The following is a 17,436-nucleotide window of genomic DNA, read 5'->3' on the forward strand; positions in this document are numbered from 1 at the left end:
CTTCAATCACGCCAATGATTTGTAACTTTGGAAAACAGTTTGAAGGTATGATTACGTCTGTTTACGGGCATTATGAATATATATCATTACACATTATTTCAAGGTATATCCACCACGAACCATCACAACAAGACCAAGTGTTTGACCCTCTTGAACAGTTATTCCACGACCATCACGAGGGAAGGACAATAAGTGGTTAGATGGTGCAGCTAGTCCGTTTGTAAGATCTTTACCGTCTGTTAAATCCGCCACACCATTCGCATCCTGCGAAACGATTACTGCTTTACCCGCGCGAACGATAAACTCAGCACCTGCAGAAGCAATTAAAGTTTGGCCAGGCTTCACATCAACAATCACAGATTCATTACTGCTATTTTGACCAGGTGTAGCTACTGGTGCTGTGGTTGCACTAGGCGCAGGTGTAGCAGTCGCTACCGGAGTCGTCACTGTACCACCTGAAAGTGCTTTCTGAATTTGCTGATCTACGTAGCTTTTCGTAACTACAGGATCATCCGTTGTGCCAGGCTGAGAACCAACACCTGCACCTTCAGCAGTAATATTTAGCAGAGATCCAGCCCATACACCACCAGCCAGCAATACGGCTGCGGTTGTTACTTTCCATACCGGTTTCAAAGAAGTTCCTCCTCATTATTGGGGATAAAAACCTATAAAAAAAGAATAGCCTCCGAAGAGGCTATTCTGTGCTTCGGTAATCGGAGATTACTTAGCGGAGATTTCTGTTTCGCCAGTAATTTTGTTACCAACTTCATCGTGAGCGTCTGCATCTTTAACGATCTTAACGATGATTCTGTTAACTTCATTGGAGTTCAGATCCAATTCGTCATTGATATTTGCTTTGGAATCAATGATTTGCTTCGAGAAAGTAACAGACCATTTGCCTTTATCCGATCCATTAGCAATCTTAGTTACTTTGTAATACTTTTGATCAAGACGAGTTCCAACGGTATCATTGTTGATGTAGATTGCCAGATGTTGTTCGTCTAGATTTGTTATTTCTTTAGAGAATCCAAGAATCAATTCATAAGAGTTGCCGCTGGAAACCACTGCAGATTCGAACACTGGGCTAGTTCTGCTAGTAAGTTTACCTGTCTTGGAAACTGCTTCGATAGTGTTACCAGATACATCAGTAACACCGTTAACTACAAATTTGTAGTCAGATTTAGTTTCAGTGATTGAAGAGCTAGGGATATTGATTGTTGCACGAGCATATTTCGGACTGGAAGAGCTAGTTGTTACATTACCCTTCTCATCAAGAGTACTAATATTTACATAAGTACCAGCAGGCAATGCCTTGTCGTCCAATGTGTAGCTATTAACATCTAGTACAGAAGCAACGTTAAGACCACTTGCATCTTTCAGATCAACAGTGACAGTAGCATCACCATAAACAGTTCCAGTTGCAGTTACAACTTTTTGGCTGTCATTGATTACAATGCCGTTGTTGAACAGTACTGGAGCATCGCCATCAGTAGATTCTGATCCGATTTTCACAGTCAATACAGTTGCAGCAAGCTTATTGCCAGAGAAAGATTTATCTTTAAAGAGTCCTTCTGGCAGACGAACAGTGTACTCACCAGTGTCTACATTAACAGCAGTTAATGTATGTGTTTTTCCGCTACCATTTGTAGTGTTAGCAATCGCAGTAGATTGACCAGTTTTGTTATTGATCAGTACTACAGAACCTACTCCAGTGTTTACAACATCTTCAGAGAAAGTCAATTTTAGACCTTTAACAGAAGTTGAAGTTGAGTAAGTGATGCCAGTAACTGTAGGAGCTACAGTGTCCTTAGTGAAAGTGATCGCTTGACTTGAAGCAGTTCCCAATGTGTTACCCAATGTATCCTTAACAGTAGCTCCGAATACAACGGTTCCAGTGAAAGTACCAGTGGATGGGAAGCTATTCAGAGGACTTTGCAAGGTGAATTTCTTGCCATTACCAGTAGTAATAACACTAAATGTACCTTGGCTTTCTCCAACAGAGTTCAAGAGACGAACATTACCAACCAAAGATGCACGGTCAACGTTCTTGTCAAACTCAACTTCAACGAATTTGTCGCTAACTGGAGTTACGCTCTTGATTACAGGAGCAGCAACGTCAGAAACAACAGTTACAGTTGTTTTGATTGGGTTTGGATTAGCAACATTACCTGCATAGTCAGTTACATTAAGCAGGGATACATCATATGATTTACCGCTTTCCAACGATACTCCACTCAGTTTGAACTCAGTGTAAGTGTCATTTTGTACAGTCGCGGAAGCAGAAGAACCATTTACATAAGCCACGATGCCAGTAGTTTTAACTGGTTCGCTAAATGTTACGTATACGTCTTTAGTTGTTGCTTTAGCTGTAGAACTAATAGTAGCAACAGTTGGAGCTACAGTGTCAGCGATAGGAAGCAAAGTTGTGAATGCTGGAACAGCTTCACCAGCAGTTGTCTTCACAGCATCGTTCACAACAACTGTGTAGTTACCTTTAAGACCTTTAGTTCCTGGCACAGTAATAGTAGCTTCTGTGTTGTCAGCATTGAAAGTTACATAAGCGTTAGCTACTTCATCATCTTTGCTACCAACTTTAGTTACTTTTACAACACCGTCGATAACTTTGCTGGATTCAGCCAGTGTATCTGCATCGATCGAACGGTTGAATTTGATTACTACTTGTTTAGCATTTGGAGCAGTTGCGGAAACAACCTTAGGAGCTGCCAAAGTTACTTTAGTAGTGTAATCATGATCGTTGTGTTTGAAGTTGATTGTAGTTTCAACTCCAGCTACAAGAGCAGTTGTCAATTCAACAGTTGTAGTAGTTTTGTCAGAGAAAGTTACAACTACTTTAGTTGGGCTTACTGCTTCAGCAGAAGCGATTGTAGCTGCTTGACCCAATTGATCAACAGCATATGCTGTTTCAACTACCAAAGAACGGCTAGCGTTAGCTTTGAAGTTAGTGTCTTTAGCAACCAAACCTGCGTCGATTACTGCTTGAGCGTAACCTTTAGCCCATGCGGATGCAGAGTTGTCAGTTGTAGTTGGTTGTTCCAGTTTCAAAGCGCGGAACAATACAGCCGCAACTTCTTCAACTGTTACTTTACCGTTGTAATCGAAGATACCTTTAACAGTATCTTTACCTTGCATGTAGTTTACTGCAGTAACAGCTTCGATGTAAGGCACAGCCCAGTTCGATGCGTTGTAACCTTTGTCTTTGTAAGACAATTTGTTAGTTACTTCAGTAAGGTCGAACAATTTAGTAACGATCTTCGCGAACTCAGCACGAGTAAGATCTTTTTCAAGGTGAGCTTGACCATCTGGGTATCCGTTGAGAATACCTTTCGCTGCCAAAGCATCAAATTTTTGTTGCGGAGTTGTTGCTGCGTCACCAAACGCTACAGAGGCAAACATCGAGAATGCCATTGCTGTAGATAATGCTACGGATAAAATTTTCTTCATAACCTTTTTTTCTCCTCCTTGGACGTTCATAAACTGAGATTTTTCTTTAGTTGAGTAGCTCATGTCACTCATTAGCCGATGCACCCCCTTTCCCGAGTTGAGCAAATTAAGTATAAATAATGTCTGTGACGGGTATCACAGAAACTGGTAAACGAATTTAGGACATGACAATACTAGATTCCTAATTATACCTAAGTATTATACAATGTGCCTCAAGTCACGTAAAGCTAATTTTTCCATTTTGTTAAATTGGCTTTACCAGCGGTTAATTTCAGCCCCTGTGTAAATGACTCTACACCTTAAACGCAGAAGATTTGAAAAAGTTGCGGTTTCTCAAAAAAAATCTTCTTTTTTATATTTTCCGGTGTGATCCCATTAGAAGATACATATGTATGTTCTACTAACTATTGTTAATCATGGGTGCCTACGGAAAACAGTATATCATAGTCGCTTTCTAAACGTCATTATGCAATATTTACTAAGAATCATTAACACTTGTACTATTAATTTAAACATTCCTACAAAAAACAAAAAAAGCGCCGTTGCCGACGCTTGCTTCTATTACATTGTTTCTAACGAATCTTCATAGATAATTGGATCAATTCCTGACGCTTCTCAGGACTCGAGTTCACATTGTCATACATTGCATCAATAGCTGTGCGGTTCTCGCGGTAGCTCTTCTCATGCTTGATTGTAGTATGAGACCATTCGATCAGAGCATTCTCAGTAACAACAAGCTCGTTGTATGAATCGTGGAATCCTGTTGCTTGCACCAGTTCTTCCATGACCTCTTGAGTGATCTCCTGTAGTGCCCGTTTAGCTGCAATTTCCTTCTCCAACACTTTTGCTCTATTCTCAAACATATTCTTGGCTTTCATGTAATCCAACTGTGCTTTTGATAAAATCGGTTTCATCGATGGCTTTCACCTTTCAGAAAATAATATTTTCTACATTATTGTATCGTAAATCGGTGCAGATTACAAAATTTATGTCGCTGGTAATTGTTATCTTTACATCAAAACTCCGACCTACGAATACTTTTCGCAGGCCGGAGCACTTTTTTATTCTTTAGTTAAAGTTCTTAGGGAAGATGCTTGTACTCTTCTGTAAGAGTGCCACAGTAATCTTACCAGCCTCTGCTCTAGTCAACTTACCCTTCGGGTTAAAGTTATAGACGGGCTTCTTTTGGCCTGTAACGGTCACAGCGCTTCCTTCCATAATCTTAGCTTTAGATATAGCTTCAATTGCAGGACGTGAGTAGAAATCCATGTTACTTGTATCAACAAATGATTTGCTTAAGCTTGCCAGCAGTTTACTGTCATTCAAAGACATCTTGAGTTTCAACGCCCTAGCTATCATTACTGCGGCTTGTTCACGTGTTAAGGCTTGATCAGGCCCAAAGAAGCCATCACTGAGGCCTGTAACAATACCTGCCCTAGCAGCTGTCTCAATGTGTTTGAAATCCCATGTAGCCGCTACGGCTTCTGGCACAATATCAAAGAAGGTTTGTTTATTAGCATCATAGTTCAAAGGAATACTTAATGATTTCACCAACAATGTAGCAAATTCACCACGAGTGGTCAAATCGTCGGCTCCGAATGCATCTGCTCGAAGATTGGTCATAAATCCTTTGGAATACAATCCATTCATTATATTTCTGCCCCATGGATGATTCGTAATATCAACAAAACCACGGCGCAGCTTCATAACAGTGTAATAACCAAATTCATCGAATGGAACGGTGATGGTATGTTTTTTCGTATCTACGACCCCGCCCAAGTTCTCCCACTTACCTGAATCTGTATATCGGAATACTGTAATAGTCGATCCCACTTCATCCACAATGCTGGAGTTGAAAGTAAGCGTCAATTCACCACGTTGAGAAGGTACGATTTTTCTTGTTTGACTATACTGTGTAAAGTATCCAGTCTTTCCACTGGCATCCACGAAATGCGGGGTAACCCCGTTGGTCTCAAGATTAACGCCATCATTTCCTAGACCACCACTGAGCCAATAGATATCCGATACTCTCGAAAAGTTATTAGTAGAGACGGTTGATGTAAAGCGCAGAGCAAGATCCTGTGGAATCACAAGCTGCCCGCCCCCGCCTTCGGTTCTGTCGTCACTACCCGTTACGTTGATAATGTTCCCGTAATCATTCTTACGTTCAACAACGCCATCAGCGGGATCCGCAATACCAAACAACAGTTTTGTATTAGGATAATATTTTGCAGCACCAGAGCTAGTATATCCCTTCATAATCGTGCCTTTAGGGAAGTTCAATTCCAAGGTTTTATTAAAGACACTATACTTCGTAGCTACCTTCTCCGCCATATATTGTGTATCAATCTGCACTGCACTAGCATAATACACATTTATAGTATCGCTTATTGTGGAGTTAGCACGAACCACTTGTATCTTAATGGGATTCGATTTGTCTGCTTTTAAGCCCACATAATCATAGGTGAAGCGATCTTGATTTGGCAAATCCGTACGTTTAATTGCTTCTTCTTTGCCAATTATTACTTTAGTGGCACCTTCAGCCTCAATATCAAAACGAACAAAGTTTTTGTTAACAACAATTTGCTCACCTACCGTCGCTACAGGTGACAGAAGACGATATGGAGCAACTTCCCGCACTACTTCAAGACGTTGTGTAGTTCTTGCTCCTGTTTTGTTAATAAGCTCTAGGGTATAAACTTGACTTCCTGGGGCATCAAATTTAATGTCACGTAATCTTAAAATAAAGTTTTTAGCACTGCCAATGTAGTCATAATACAGACCATTTGCAGCCACTTCATCAGGATAACGTTTAGGACCAATAGGTCCATCGGATTCCGTACCGTCAATTAGCAGCTTATCCTGCCCCGTCGAAGTAAACACCAAAGTAGAGCCCTGATATAGATTCAGCGTTGTAGCACCACTACCTTGTAGTACCAAGTCGAATTTATCTTTGCTTGTTGTATATTTTTCATCCTTATATACAATCTCAGCTGGCAATGCCAGCATGGCATTACGCTCGACTTCATTAGAAAGGGTTGTAGTTGTAAAAGGTAAACGATTATCCCCTAAAGTAGGATGGAATTGTTTTATCCCAGAAATGTTGGTATCAATGATGTAAATTTTAAGTTCTTTTTTGATAATACGTTGGTTACCAGCATTATCTCTTGAGACTCCAGTAAACACGATTTTATTCTCACCGTATACCAGTGGTCCCGTCTGACTGATTGTCACAGTGAAATTAAAAGTTGTTTTATTTACTGTTGAGTTTTTTTCTACTTCAAGCTTAAAAGGATTGCTAGATAATGAGTTACTGTCTGTACCGTTAATTTGCACTTGTGCATTTTCTATATTTTCGAACCCGATATATTCCCCAGCGACATTAAGTTTTTTTTCTACACTGGAATCGAATTCGTAGGTCTGACCATCTTGCAGATTACTTACATATATATAGTTTTTCGATACATATGAAATATCAGCATTATAGAAGGATTCGGATCCTTTATAACGGAATTGTACCTTTTGTTGACCATTAGAGAACCCTGATATTTTATAAATATATTCATTTGTTCCTGTGCCTGCAGTTACATAATCTATGGATAGTGGTTTATTACTCAATGGCAAATAGTTCGCAGTTATATCTTCTGGGGTTGTTGATCTATTTGTCTTCGCCATTATATAGAAACTATCCGTCTCTAACTGTTGGCCATTCAAAGGCAATTTAGAGATATTGGTAAGATCACCTGAGCCTGTATATCCAGGAAGGTAGTACATTTCTGTTATAACAGTCTCATTTTTCAAAAATTTATATGAATAAAGATGAGAACTGCTGTGGCTGCCATAATCTACAGACAATTTAAAGTCATTTACACCCGCCAAGATTTCTAAATCAGCTGCAGTCTTAAATTTAACCAATTTATACGTTGGCGTAACGCCATCAGGACCAGGAATTGTTAATTCTTCTGTCACAGCACTAATCGTTACAACTTTTTCGGAACTATTACCTTTATTAAGAGTTAGCACAGCATTTGTTGCAAACGGAGCCACGTTATATGGAACTAAGATCTGTCCAGTAAAACCTGCAACACTTGGAGTCAAATCAGCAGTCAACGTAGGCACATTATCATTTAAGATATTATAGTCCGCATTGTCGTGGTTGATGTTCAAAGAAGCGTACGGTTGATCCTTATCAAAGAAATATACGGATCTGTCTATTGTTATTGAATCCGAAGCATTTTGAATAACAATCTTAAGCGTACTTAATCCCGGACTCAAGTTCAGAGCGGGGGTGAAAAATGTTCCGTCTTCCAATAGGGAAGTTTGTAATGCAGTTCCTCCATTCACGGAGACACTGACTTTAGTGGCATTCGTTACTTTACCTTGAAGAGTAACTGTAGATACTGGTACAACAACTTGTGTTCCTTCATTTAAATTAAGCGCAGAAGGACCACCCAAAACTTTTAATTCTGTTACATAGGGAACTTTATCATAAAGAACATAAAATGATTCTGAACGTTGGAGATTCCCTTGCATACCAGAAAAGGTCACCTTATTAAACCCTGTATACAAAACAAGACCAGATGCTACAAAACGGTTATCCGGGCTATTGGTATCTGTTGTTACCGCTCCCGTAGTCAGGTGAGTAGCATCTGTTACCCATTTATTAGATTGACTATCTTTTGTAAGCTGCTCTACAGTAACCTTCATCGTGGAAGATGTTACCTGAGAGTAGGTTCCTGTAATTGAAAAGGTAGGGCTACTTACTTTGTAAACACTAGAACGGTCAATAAGTCCCTCAGGATTAGGATTAGCTGTTGTTGCTACAACATCCTGTTTCAACAGAACAGTATTACGTAATGTGAGATCATCCGGACTGAAGAAAGTCGTGGAGCTCGTGGTAGCCGCTGCCGCTATGGGCGTGTATTTACCTGGGAACATAGAAACGATCAAAGCCGCCAGCATCAGCCAAACGAACGGTCTCTTAAAGCGTTGCATGTGTTATATCTCTCCTTTGAGTATAAATTCTCGTAAACCTTCACTTTGTTCTTTATCGGTCATAGGAAGCGATATTTTTAGGGAAAACAACAAAAAACTCATCCGAAAAGGGATGAGTTTTGTTAGTTATAGAAAATATTAGAATAATACCATTAATAAATTAAGATTTGGAACCTCTTTCCGGATTAGCCTTCATACGAATTCTTAAAAAGAAATCAATCAGCGGACGTTTAGTCTTACCGATCAAACCTGTAACTTCCGCACCGATCTGCAAGAAGAAGAGCATGATGCAGATGACTACAAAGGTAACCCAGTTCGCCTCGTAAAGAGCGGCAGAGGATTGAATAACAGCTAAAACTCCGAAAAATGCAGCAATACCATAAATAATGAGCACAGTCTGACGATGACTAAAGCCTAGCTCGCGAAGGCAATGATGCAAGTGACCTTTATCTGGTGCAAAGATTGGTTTTTTCTGCAGCTTACGGCGCACGATCGCAAAGAACGTGTCCGACAACGGTACACCAATAATAAGCAAAGGTGTAATAAACGAAACCACGGCAATCTGTTTAAACCCTAGCAAAGCAAGTAAAGCTAAGCAGAAGCCTAAGAACAGCGATCCCGTATCCCCCATAAAAATCTTGGCGGGATGGAAGTTGAAGAACAAGAATCCGATTATGCTACCCAGAAGCAACAGGCATAACATGGCAACCATCGTGTTACCCATCAAGAAAGCCATTACCGCAATCGTAGCAATCGCAATCCCTGATACCCCAGCAGCAAGCCCGTCCAACCCGTCAATCAGGTTAACAGCATTGGTGACACCAACAATCCAGAAAATCGTAAGCGGGATAGCAATCCAGCTTTCCAATGAAGAATACGTATTGTTAAATGGAATATTCACAAAATCTACAGTAATACCAAAACCGAAAACTACAATACATGCTGCAACAATTTGGCCCAGCAGCTTCAACTTTGCTGATAATTCAAATCGGTCATCCAAACCTCCGATAAGTACAATCAGTCCGCCGCCACACAGCAGCGCTTTGATGAAGTTGGCCTCCCGCGGAGTGAACTCATATGGAATAATCGGCAATACGGCAAGCAGGCCTAACACAAACGCCAGAAAAATAGCTAATCCGCCAAGGCGGGGCATAATTTTCGTGTGCACTTTACGAGCATTCGGCACATCTGTCGCACCAATCTTAATGGCGAATTTCTTCACCAAAGGTGTGAGGCCAAGTGCGAGTCCCATGCATACGATAAATCCAGCGATGTATATGATTAACATTTGATCAGTCGACCCCCATTTCTCTACCGCATTGAATTATACGCTGTTACAAAAACAAATTCCAATCCCTTTTTTAGGCTATTCATCTGATTTTCTAGGTGAATATCGGCATTTGACTAGACTTTTGTTACTTTATCTTTCTCACGCACCACTTTTAATGCGAATTTCGGCAACGCAAGCATTCTTTTGTACCGCGTAGGCTCTTTTAATAAACGGTACAACCATTCAATTCTCATTTTTTGGAAAACTTTTGGTGCTCTCTTGCTCTTGCCAGAAATTACATCAAAGCTGCCGCCGACCCCCATCATGATCGGAACACCTAACTTGGATTTGTGTTTTGCAATCCATGGTTCCTGACTATCCGCGCCTCTGGCCACAAATAATAAGTCAGGATTGGTTTTAACAATTCCAGCAATAATTTCATCGTCCGATTCCGGACCAAAATAACCGTCATGATATCCTGCAATAATAACACGCGGATATTGCAATTGTAACCTTTCAGCGGTTTCCTGAATCACCTCAGGTGTAGAACCAAGGAGATATACCTTCCATCCATATCTTTCACCCTGTTGCATCAATTCATGTAACAGGTCAAAACCAGCTACCCGTTCGGTTACAGGCTCCTTACAATAATTAGCAGCCCATACCACACCGGTTCCATCTGGGACAACTAATTCAGCTGACTTCATTATCTCCATATAAGCTGGATCTTCCAAAGCAGCCATAACCATAATCGGATTAGCTGTAATCACTTGATGCGGGATACGGGTATGAACCGCCTCTGTCAAATATGCAACAGTTGCTGCCATATCAACCTTGGAGACTCTAATCCCAAAAATAGGAACTGTAGGTACCGCGCTTTCTGCTTTCACTTTAGATCATCCTTTATGGTGGAAATATTCTACGATTTGCCGTGCTGGAGCCCCTGCTTCTTGAATCAACGAGGAGAGGATCGTCTCCCGCTCATTTCTCCATCCCTCTGCTGTTTCCAAAAGATGGCCTATCTCAGCAGCAACTTGTCCAGCATCTAATGATTGGGTCGTGCCCACAGGCTGACACCGAACTCTGTCTAGAAAATGATCAATTTTCGGATCATAAGAGATACCAATCAGCGGAACTCGCCGCCCTGCGGCATAAATCAGGCTATGAAGACGCATTCCGATCAGCACTTCACATTGCCCTACTTCCCGCAGCATGTGTTGCGGATGACTAGCATCTTCACAAATACTGACCTGCCCCCCATGCTGGCTTATATTTTCTTCCAGCTTCTCCATCACATAACGTGAGGCTTCAATATCAGATGGAAGATGAAACGGAAGGAATCTTAAATGCAATGGTTTTTCAAGATTCGCCTTAATCAAGCCTTGAGCAAGAGCGTCCAGCTCCTTGCGATCTTGTTCCCAATAACGTACCGAAATACCTACTACCGGAAGTGAATCTGAAGACTCTGGTAATTCAGCAGCATCAGTCTCTTCAGGTAAAGATAAGCCCATCACCGGGTCAGGAACAACCTCTATGTTCTTCTGTTCTAATCCCATAGAAAGTAAAAGCTCGCGGGATTGTTCATCCCGCACAGAGATATAAGTACATTTGCGAAACACTGATTTGATTAATGGGTGGAAAAGCTTACGATGCACAGGTCCGATACCTTGAGCATAAATAAAGGTCGGTTTACCCATCCACTGCGCAAGCTTAATAATACCTAAATAGTAAGGAATACTCTTGCTTCCTGTTACATCTTGCAGCAAGCTGCCTCCACCGCTAATCAGACCAGAACTCTCATAAATAGCTTGACGGACTTCAACCAGCTTCATCCGGTGCACAGATTTCACTCCATATGTGGCGCTAGTCCACTCAGGATCGATGGACAAGACAATGGGTTCGATCTCTATACCTGCAGCTTGAGCATGTTGTTGCAGTGCAATCAATATAGATTGCAGTACCGCCTCATCCCCGCTGTTATGGAAACCGTAATAACCGGAAATAACTATCTTTTTAGGAGTGGCGACCATCGTTTCCAACACCCTTCTGCAATTTGCCATACGATTACGGCAATCACACCAATGATCAGTCCTAATCCAAGACCGAGCAAGCCACGAATGAGCGAGATCAGAACTGGCGAGTGAATATGAGCAAAGGTATCTACCATCGAGAGCTGACCGATTACAGCAATAATCATGATAAACGCTGCATTCCGATATCTAAAGGCCAAGAATGCGCCAAGAATTAATAACGGATGCGCTAGCAAAAACTCTTTATTACGCGGTCGAACGCCAACCGTATTTTCCAAGAATGTACGTAAAACCATTTCCAACGGACTCACACTGCCACCGTTACCTGTACGGGTCATGTAATAATAGCCAACAACCGCCAAAACAAAGGCAATGATAATCATCGCAAATGTGATTGGTGTCCGCAGTAGCTTACCTGTCTTGTTAAAGACAAAATCCCCACGATACAAAAGCACGTAAAGTGCCACAAGACCGATAGGTGCCATATGAAGCAGACTGACACCACGGAACTGGTTGAGAACCAGGCTATAAGTTACATTATTAAGCAGTGCTATCATAAACGGCACAGCGCTCAAAGAGATCAGTGAAGTCTTAAAATAAAGCACTAAGCTATGTGTAAACCGGCGTTGCGGGCTCATAGCCTTATAGGTAAGGGGATTGCTCCGTAGAGGTGGCCCCATTTCATTAACCTTACGAATGGCAAGCACAACGGCAAGCGTTGGTGCACTTATCGCAGCGGCAAGCGCGAGCGCTTGTTCAAACATTTCAGGCTTCACTAGCATCAGGCCTGCACTTCCAATCAGACCTAACACCCAGGCAGCAAGCGTGAGCTGTGGAATGAAGTAAGAGACCAGCAGAGCCACTAAAGACACTGCTCCAACCACCGCAACTAGCTTAAAGTAACGTTGATAAGAGGAATCTACAACCTCAAATGCCGTAGCTTGTCCCAGTTTAAATCCATTGTCTTTAATCTGCTCAACTGCTCCGCCTGGTTCGCTTAGGCTGGTAATAAGGTTATCTAATGTATCTGTAACCTGTGCCTTAGCAGTATTTCTTGCAGGAATCGTGTTTAAGTAGATCATGCGGATATTCCGATCCTTTGTTGCCAGAGCGAAACGGTCCGAAATTACTTTTGGATCTAAGGCAGAATCTCCCTCACTAAGGGAATATAAACGTGTCACATTATAATCCAGCAAATAAGCGAGCCTGTTAAAGCCCTTTTGCTGTTTTTTAATATTCTCAATTGCTGCAATCCCCATTCCACGTTCCTTAAGGAGATTAGCAAAGTCAGTGATACTGCCAGTATCGGCATCATCATTAAACCCTTTAACAGACTCACCTTCAAATAGAATCCGTTTAACACCCAATTCCTCATAACGATCCAACAGCTTCTTTACCGTGGCTTCATTATAAGTCAGAGAATCCACAAGACGAGGTACAATACTGAATCCCTTGTTATGCAGCATGTCCAGTGTAAATGGATCGGGCTGCAGCGGCTTCAATGTAGCGTCTTCTAGCGGGGTCTCAATGATAAGACCCTGCTGTCCGCGGAAACTCCAGTCTCTTGAATTAATCCCAAGATTACTAAATGCTTCTTTAATTACAGGCGCTAAAGTTTCGCTGTAATCAGCACTGGTAAAAAGAATATAGGTATAGTTCTCATTTTCAGGAATGATTGTGTCCGTAAGATTAGCTATATCAGCCGCACCCCATATCATAAGACGACGCGCCTTACGATAATCTTCCAATGTGCTTTCGTAAATCGCCATACTCTGAACACCAGCGTCTTTAAGGCGATCTAACTGTTCGGAAATATAATCTTGTGGATTTGCACGATAGCTGGCTACATCAACCAGATCACGATAATCAAACACAAATTCTACTGTTTTGGAAGACTTCTCCGTCTGCAGTCGATCATAGACCACTGGCAAGGCTGCTATAACGCCAACCACAACTATGATCCACAGCCACTTTCGGGAAGTAATATTCCAACGTTGCCATTTTTGCCGCACCAAAAGTACCTCCTCTTTCGCTTTAAAAACTCTTTTAACAAAAGTAGAAACGGATCGTCATCCTTTTAGAGACGGTACCCGTTTCTACGTAAAATATAATTCACAATATAGAAAGCACTCTATATTTATTATTGTCCCCCGTCAACGCGAGCCATAACCTGTTTCGACAGTGCAGCAACCTTATCCTTAGCATTCTGCAGGGAGTCACCCACTACTGCAAAATAAACCTTAATCTTAGGTTCTGTGCCGGAAGGGCGCAGGCAGAACCAAGATCCGTCAGCCAGCAAATACTTCAGTACATTTTCCTTCGGCAGTCCATTTAAGCCCAGGGAATAATCCTGAATTTCTGTTACGGCAGATCCAGCAATTTCTTGTGGTGCATTAGAACGCCAATCATTCATGATTCCTTGAATTTGCGCAACGCCATCTTTGCCTTTCAGCGTACGGGACTCCAAGCTTTCCAAGAAGTATCCGAACTGCTCGTACAATTCCTGAAGAACATCATATAATGTTTTGCCTTGAGCTTTATAATAAGCACCTGCTTCAGCGATAAGCATAGCAGCAAGAACAGCATCCTTATCGCGAGCATAATTGCCTGCAAGATAACCATAGCTTTCTTCATATCCGAAAAGATAAGTGTATTCTCCGGATTGTTCGAACTGGGTCATCTTTTCTCCAATATATTTGAAGCCAGTCAGCGTATTAAATACAGTTGCACCATAATGAGAAGCTACAGCAGCCCCCATTTCGCTAGTAACGATAGTCTTTACAACCGCACCATTGCTAGGCAGCTTTCCTTGTTCCTGCAAACGACTCAAATAGTAATGAATCATCAGTGCTCCGGATTGATTGCCGGACAGAACAACAAATTTACCTTCATTGTCGCGAACTACCGCACCCATACGGTCTGCATCAGGATCTGTACCAATCAAAAGGTCAGCATTCAACTCTTCGCCCAGCTTCATAGCTAGCGTAAAAGCTTCACGTTCCTCCGGGTTCGGCGATTTCACTGTAGAGAATTCAGAATCCGGCTGCTCTTGCTCAGGTACAACATGCACCTGGGTGAAGCCGATTTTCTCAAGTACACGGCGGACTGGCAAATTACCTGTACCATGCAGCGGAGTGTATACGATTTTAAAATCTTTCCCAAGCGTAGAGGCAATCTCTTCACTTGCAAGACTGACTGCAGCAACAGTATCGGTAAACGCTTCGTCATCCTTCTCTCCTAGCCAGTGCAACAGCCCTTGAGCTTCAGCTTCTTCTTGCGAAATCCGCTTTACACCATCAAAAGTGTCAACCTCTAGTATGTAAGAAATGACCTTTTCGGCTTCGTGTGGTACAAGCTGTCCGCCTTCCGAATTATAGACCTTATAACCATTGTATTCAGGAGGGTTATGGCTCGCGGTGATTACAATACCACCCGTTGCTTTCAAATAACGCACGCTGAATGATAGCTGTGGTGTTGATCGAAGGGAGGTAAACAAATGCGCCTCGATGCCATTAGCAGCCAGTACAAGAGCAGCCTCAAGTGTGAATTCAGGCGAGAAGCGACGAGAGTCATGCGCGATAACAACCGAAGGTCTGCCTTCTCCAGTATGCTTTTCTAGAATATAATTAGCGAAGCCTTGTGTAGCTCTGCCAACAGTATAACGATTGATACGATTGCTGCCCGCACCAATAACCCCACGCAAGCCGCCTGTACCAAACTCTAAGTCTCTGTAAAAACGCTCTTCAAGCTCCTGTGGCTCATTCTCCAGAGCGCGAAGCTCTGCCTTTGTAGCCTCGTCAACAGAAGGGTCCTGCAACCAGCGGGATAATGTGTCTGCCGCTTTCGCACTTAATTGAGTCATATGAATCTCTCCTTTAGATATATTTATAGAAAAATAAAATATTTAGCTCAGAGCAAACATAATTTCTCCAGAGGCTACAACCTTACCTTCAACGGAAGCAGTAGCTTGTCCTTTTCCGATGCTGCCCTTAAGGCGGGTGATCTCTACTTCAAGAGTAAGTGTATCGCCCGGTACCACTTGACCACGAAAACGGAATCCGTCCAGCCCAGCTAAAAAACCGATTCGGCCGCGATTAGCTTCTACTCCCAGGATAGCAACCGCACCCACTTGTGCAAGGGCTTCTGTAATCAGTACACCCGGCATTACCGGATAGCCCGGAAAGTGACCTACAAAGAACGGTTCATTGATCGTTACATTTTTGATTCCTACAGCTTTTTTGCCCATTTCAATCTCGATAATTTTGTCCACCAGCAGAAATGGAGGCCGATGGGGGATGATTTCTTGAATTTGGTTGATATCCAGCATTATGACAAAACTCCTTTCGGATGTTGCACATTTTCTTTTATTCTTTGCCGAAATGCATAAAATTAGGCAGGTTCGGTAAAAACTATATTTATCCTTCACCAACTGCAGAAGTGGAGGTTGAGATAAGGGGCTTTCTCCACCGGATGCGGCAGCATGGCGGAGAGGGCCCTTTTTGCTGCCCGAGGCCCCCCACCATTATACATTTTTCAGCATAAAAAAGAAAACTCCCTTATATAACAAGGGAGTGGTTAAATCATCTTCATTTATGGAGCAAAAACCAAATCATATACATGTCTCCACGTGCTCCACTGCAGAGCATCGCTTAACTCTTTCTTACCCAGGACAACGTAACCGACGGCCAGACCGCCTCCAAGTGCAGCTACGAGAAGCAAGGGAATAAGAACCCATTGTATCATGGTCCATTTGGAGATCCCTCGTGGAGAGGGTTCTTTCTTCTCTTCCGATTTAACTTTTTCCTGTCGATCCATTCCTTCACCTCTACGCGCGCATGTTATTGGCTAGACCAAACATCTGATCACTGGACGAAAGTGCCCGAGCTACGAGTTGATACGTGCGTTGAATCTGCATCATTTCTGTCATTTCTGAGGTCATATCGACATTCGACTGCTCCAGCCATCCTGAGCGCACTCCAATTCCAGATGCCTCGCCTGCCGCTCTTTGTACAAAAGCCTGCCGTGCTGTAACTCCATCTGCAAGCATATAGAAATTACCATCGACAGCCTTTAAGGCATTCTGTGTCTTAGGTTCTACTATCATTATAGTACCCGCTACCTGAACAGGTCCATTCTCCGTCTTTTTCGTTAACACACGACCGGATTCATCGATAGCAGCATTCACACCTACAGGAACCGTTAGAGGTTTGCCCTCTGTATTTAAAACCGAGTTTCCTGTGTTATCAACCAATACCATCTTTTTGGCATCAGTCGTGTCAGGAATAAAGTGAAAATCACCCTGACGAGTGTACGCCGTAGTACCATTGACCTGAACACCAAAAAGCCCGTTGCCCTGAATGGCTAAGTCGGTCGGACTCCCTGTTTCTTTAAGGGGTCCCTCTTCCCAATTCGTTGAGATCGAAGGTACATAAGTCCCAAAACCCATATTAAAGCCTAGAGGTGTAGAACGGCCCGGTTGGTCATAATCATCTGATTGCTGTTGTACACGAGTCAGCACGTCCTCAAAAGAGCCCTGCTTGCTCTTATAACCATTGGTATCCATGTTGGCTAGATTATCCGCTATAATATCAAGCCGCTGCTGAAGGCTCGACATGGAGACTGCTGCACTAATCGTTGAGTTGTTCATAGATCAAACCTCCTATAAGCTCTACCTGTAAA

At 42.4% G+C, this 17,436-nt stretch carries 12 protein-coding genes; all 12 read right to left on the reverse strand.

Going from position 1 to position 17,436, the window contains the following annotated elements:
* Positions 1 to 93: 93 nt before the first annotated feature.
* The 12 genes from MHH46_RS29855 to MHH46_RS29910 all read right to left on the reverse strand — a co-directional run bounded on the left by MHH46_RS29855 (position 94) and on the right by MHH46_RS29910 (position 17,404).
* A complete protein-coding gene (locus tag MHH46_RS29855; protein WP_076192374.1) occupies positions 94 to 633 on the reverse strand; it encodes a hypothetical protein in 540 nt (179 codons plus the stop codon).
* An 87-nt stretch (positions 634 to 720) separates the two neighbouring features.
* Positions 721 to 3,492: an Ig-like domain-containing protein gene (locus tag MHH46_RS29860; RefSeq protein WP_179086293.1), complete on the reverse strand. Its 2,772-nt coding sequence runs from the start codon at positions 3,490 to 3,492 to the stop codon at positions 721 to 723.
* Between the two features lie 542 nt (positions 3,493 to 4,034).
* Positions 4,035 to 4,376, reverse strand: a complete 342-nt coding sequence (locus MHH46_RS29865) for a hypothetical protein (protein ID WP_076192371.1) — start codon at positions 4,374 to 4,376, stop codon at positions 4,035 to 4,037.
* A 154-nt stretch (positions 4,377 to 4,530) separates the two neighbouring features.
* A complete protein-coding gene (locus MHH46_RS29870) occupies positions 4,531 to 8,457 on the reverse strand; it encodes an S-layer homology domain-containing protein (RefSeq protein WP_076192369.1) in 3,927 nt (1,308 codons plus the stop codon).
* 160 nt (positions 8,458 to 8,617) lie between these two features.
* Positions 8,618 to 9,745 (reverse strand): glycosyltransferase family 4 protein, encoded by a 1,128-nt coding sequence (locus MHH46_RS29875; RefSeq protein WP_036681523.1) that lies wholly within the window; start codon positions 9,743 to 9,745, stop codon positions 8,618 to 8,620.
* Between the two features lie 116 nt (positions 9,746 to 9,861).
* Positions 9,862 to 10,617, reverse strand: a complete 756-nt coding sequence (locus tag MHH46_RS29880; protein WP_036681526.1) for a WecB/TagA/CpsF family glycosyltransferase — start codon at positions 10,615 to 10,617, stop codon at positions 9,862 to 9,864.
* A 6-nt stretch (positions 10,618 to 10,623) separates the two neighbouring features.
* On the reverse strand, positions 10,624 to 11,757 hold the full coding sequence (gene csaB / locus MHH46_RS29885; RefSeq protein ID WP_076192366.1) for a polysaccharide pyruvyl transferase CsaB: 1,134 nt from the start codon (positions 11,755 to 11,757) through the stop codon (positions 10,624 to 10,626).
* Entirely contained in the window at positions 11,733 to 13,769 is a 2,037-nt protein-coding gene (locus tag MHH46_RS29890) for a DUF5693 family protein (protein WP_076192363.1), read from the reverse strand. Before MHH46_RS29890 ends, csaB begins: the two co-directional genes overlap by 25 nt.
* 128 nt (positions 13,770 to 13,897) lie before the next feature.
* Entirely contained in the window at positions 13,898 to 15,619 is a 1,722-nt protein-coding gene (locus tag MHH46_RS29895; protein WP_076123920.1) for a phospho-sugar mutase, read from the reverse strand.
* 42 nt (positions 15,620 to 15,661) lie between these two features.
* Positions 15,662 to 16,084: a 3-hydroxyacyl-ACP dehydratase FabZ gene (gene fabZ, locus MHH46_RS29900; RefSeq protein ID WP_036681536.1), complete on the reverse strand. Its 423-nt coding sequence runs from the start codon at positions 16,082 to 16,084 to the stop codon at positions 15,662 to 15,664.
* A 263-nt stretch (positions 16,085 to 16,347) separates the two neighbouring features.
* Positions 16,348 to 16,572 carry a DNA-directed RNA polymerase subunit beta gene (locus tag MHH46_RS29905; RefSeq protein WP_036681538.1) on the reverse strand — a complete coding sequence of 75 codons (225 nt, stop codon included), beginning with the start codon at positions 16,570 to 16,572 and terminating at the stop codon, positions 16,348 to 16,350.
* A gap of 10 nt (positions 16,573 to 16,582) precedes the next feature.
* Entirely contained in the window at positions 16,583 to 17,404 is an 822-nt protein-coding gene (locus MHH46_RS29910) for a flagellar hook-basal body protein (RefSeq protein WP_076182078.1), read from the reverse strand.
* Positions 17,405 to 17,436: the final 32 nt, after the last annotated feature.

Source organism: Paenibacillus sp. FSL H8-0175 (assembly GCF_045040615.1).
In the GTDB taxonomy this organism is placed as follows: Bacteria; Bacillota; Bacilli; order Paenibacillales; family Paenibacillaceae; genus Paenibacillus_AQ; species Paenibacillus_AQ odorifer.

Bases quoted from the DNA above. Each gene is read 5' to 3' on its own strand.
- MHH46_RS29860 (WP_179086293.1), bottom strand. From the start codon at position 3,492: ATGAACGTCCAAGGAGGAGAAAAAAAGGTTATGAAGAAAATTTTATCC.
- MHH46_RS29865 (WP_076192371.1), bottom strand. From the start codon at position 4,376: ATGAAACCGATTTTATCAAAAGCACAGTTGGATTACATGAAAGCCAAG.
- MHH46_RS29870 (WP_076192369.1), bottom strand. From the start codon at position 8,457: ATGCAACGCTTTAAGAGACCGTTCGTTTGGCTGATGCTGGCGGCTTTG.
- MHH46_RS29875 (WP_036681523.1), bottom strand. From the start codon at position 9,745: ATGTTAATCATATACATCGCTGGATTTATCGTATGCATGGGACTCGCA.
- csaB (WP_076192366.1), bottom strand. From the start codon at position 11,757: ATGGTCGCCACTCCTAAAAAGATAGTTATTTCCGGTTATTACGGTTTC.
- MHH46_RS29895 (WP_076123920.1), bottom strand. From the start codon at position 15,619: ATGACTCAATTAAGTGCGAAAGCGGCAGACACATTATCCCGCTGGTTG.
- fabZ (WP_036681536.1), bottom strand. From the start codon at position 16,084: ATGCTGGATATCAACCAAATTCAAGAAATCATCCCCCATCGGCCTCCA.
- MHH46_RS29905 (WP_036681538.1), bottom strand. From the start codon at position 16,572: ATGGATCGACAGGAAAAAGTTAAATCGGAAGAGAAGAAAGAACCCTCT.
- MHH46_RS29910 (WP_076182078.1), bottom strand. From the start codon at position 17,404: ATGAACAACTCAACGATTAGTGCAGCAGTCTCCATGTCGAGCCTTCAG.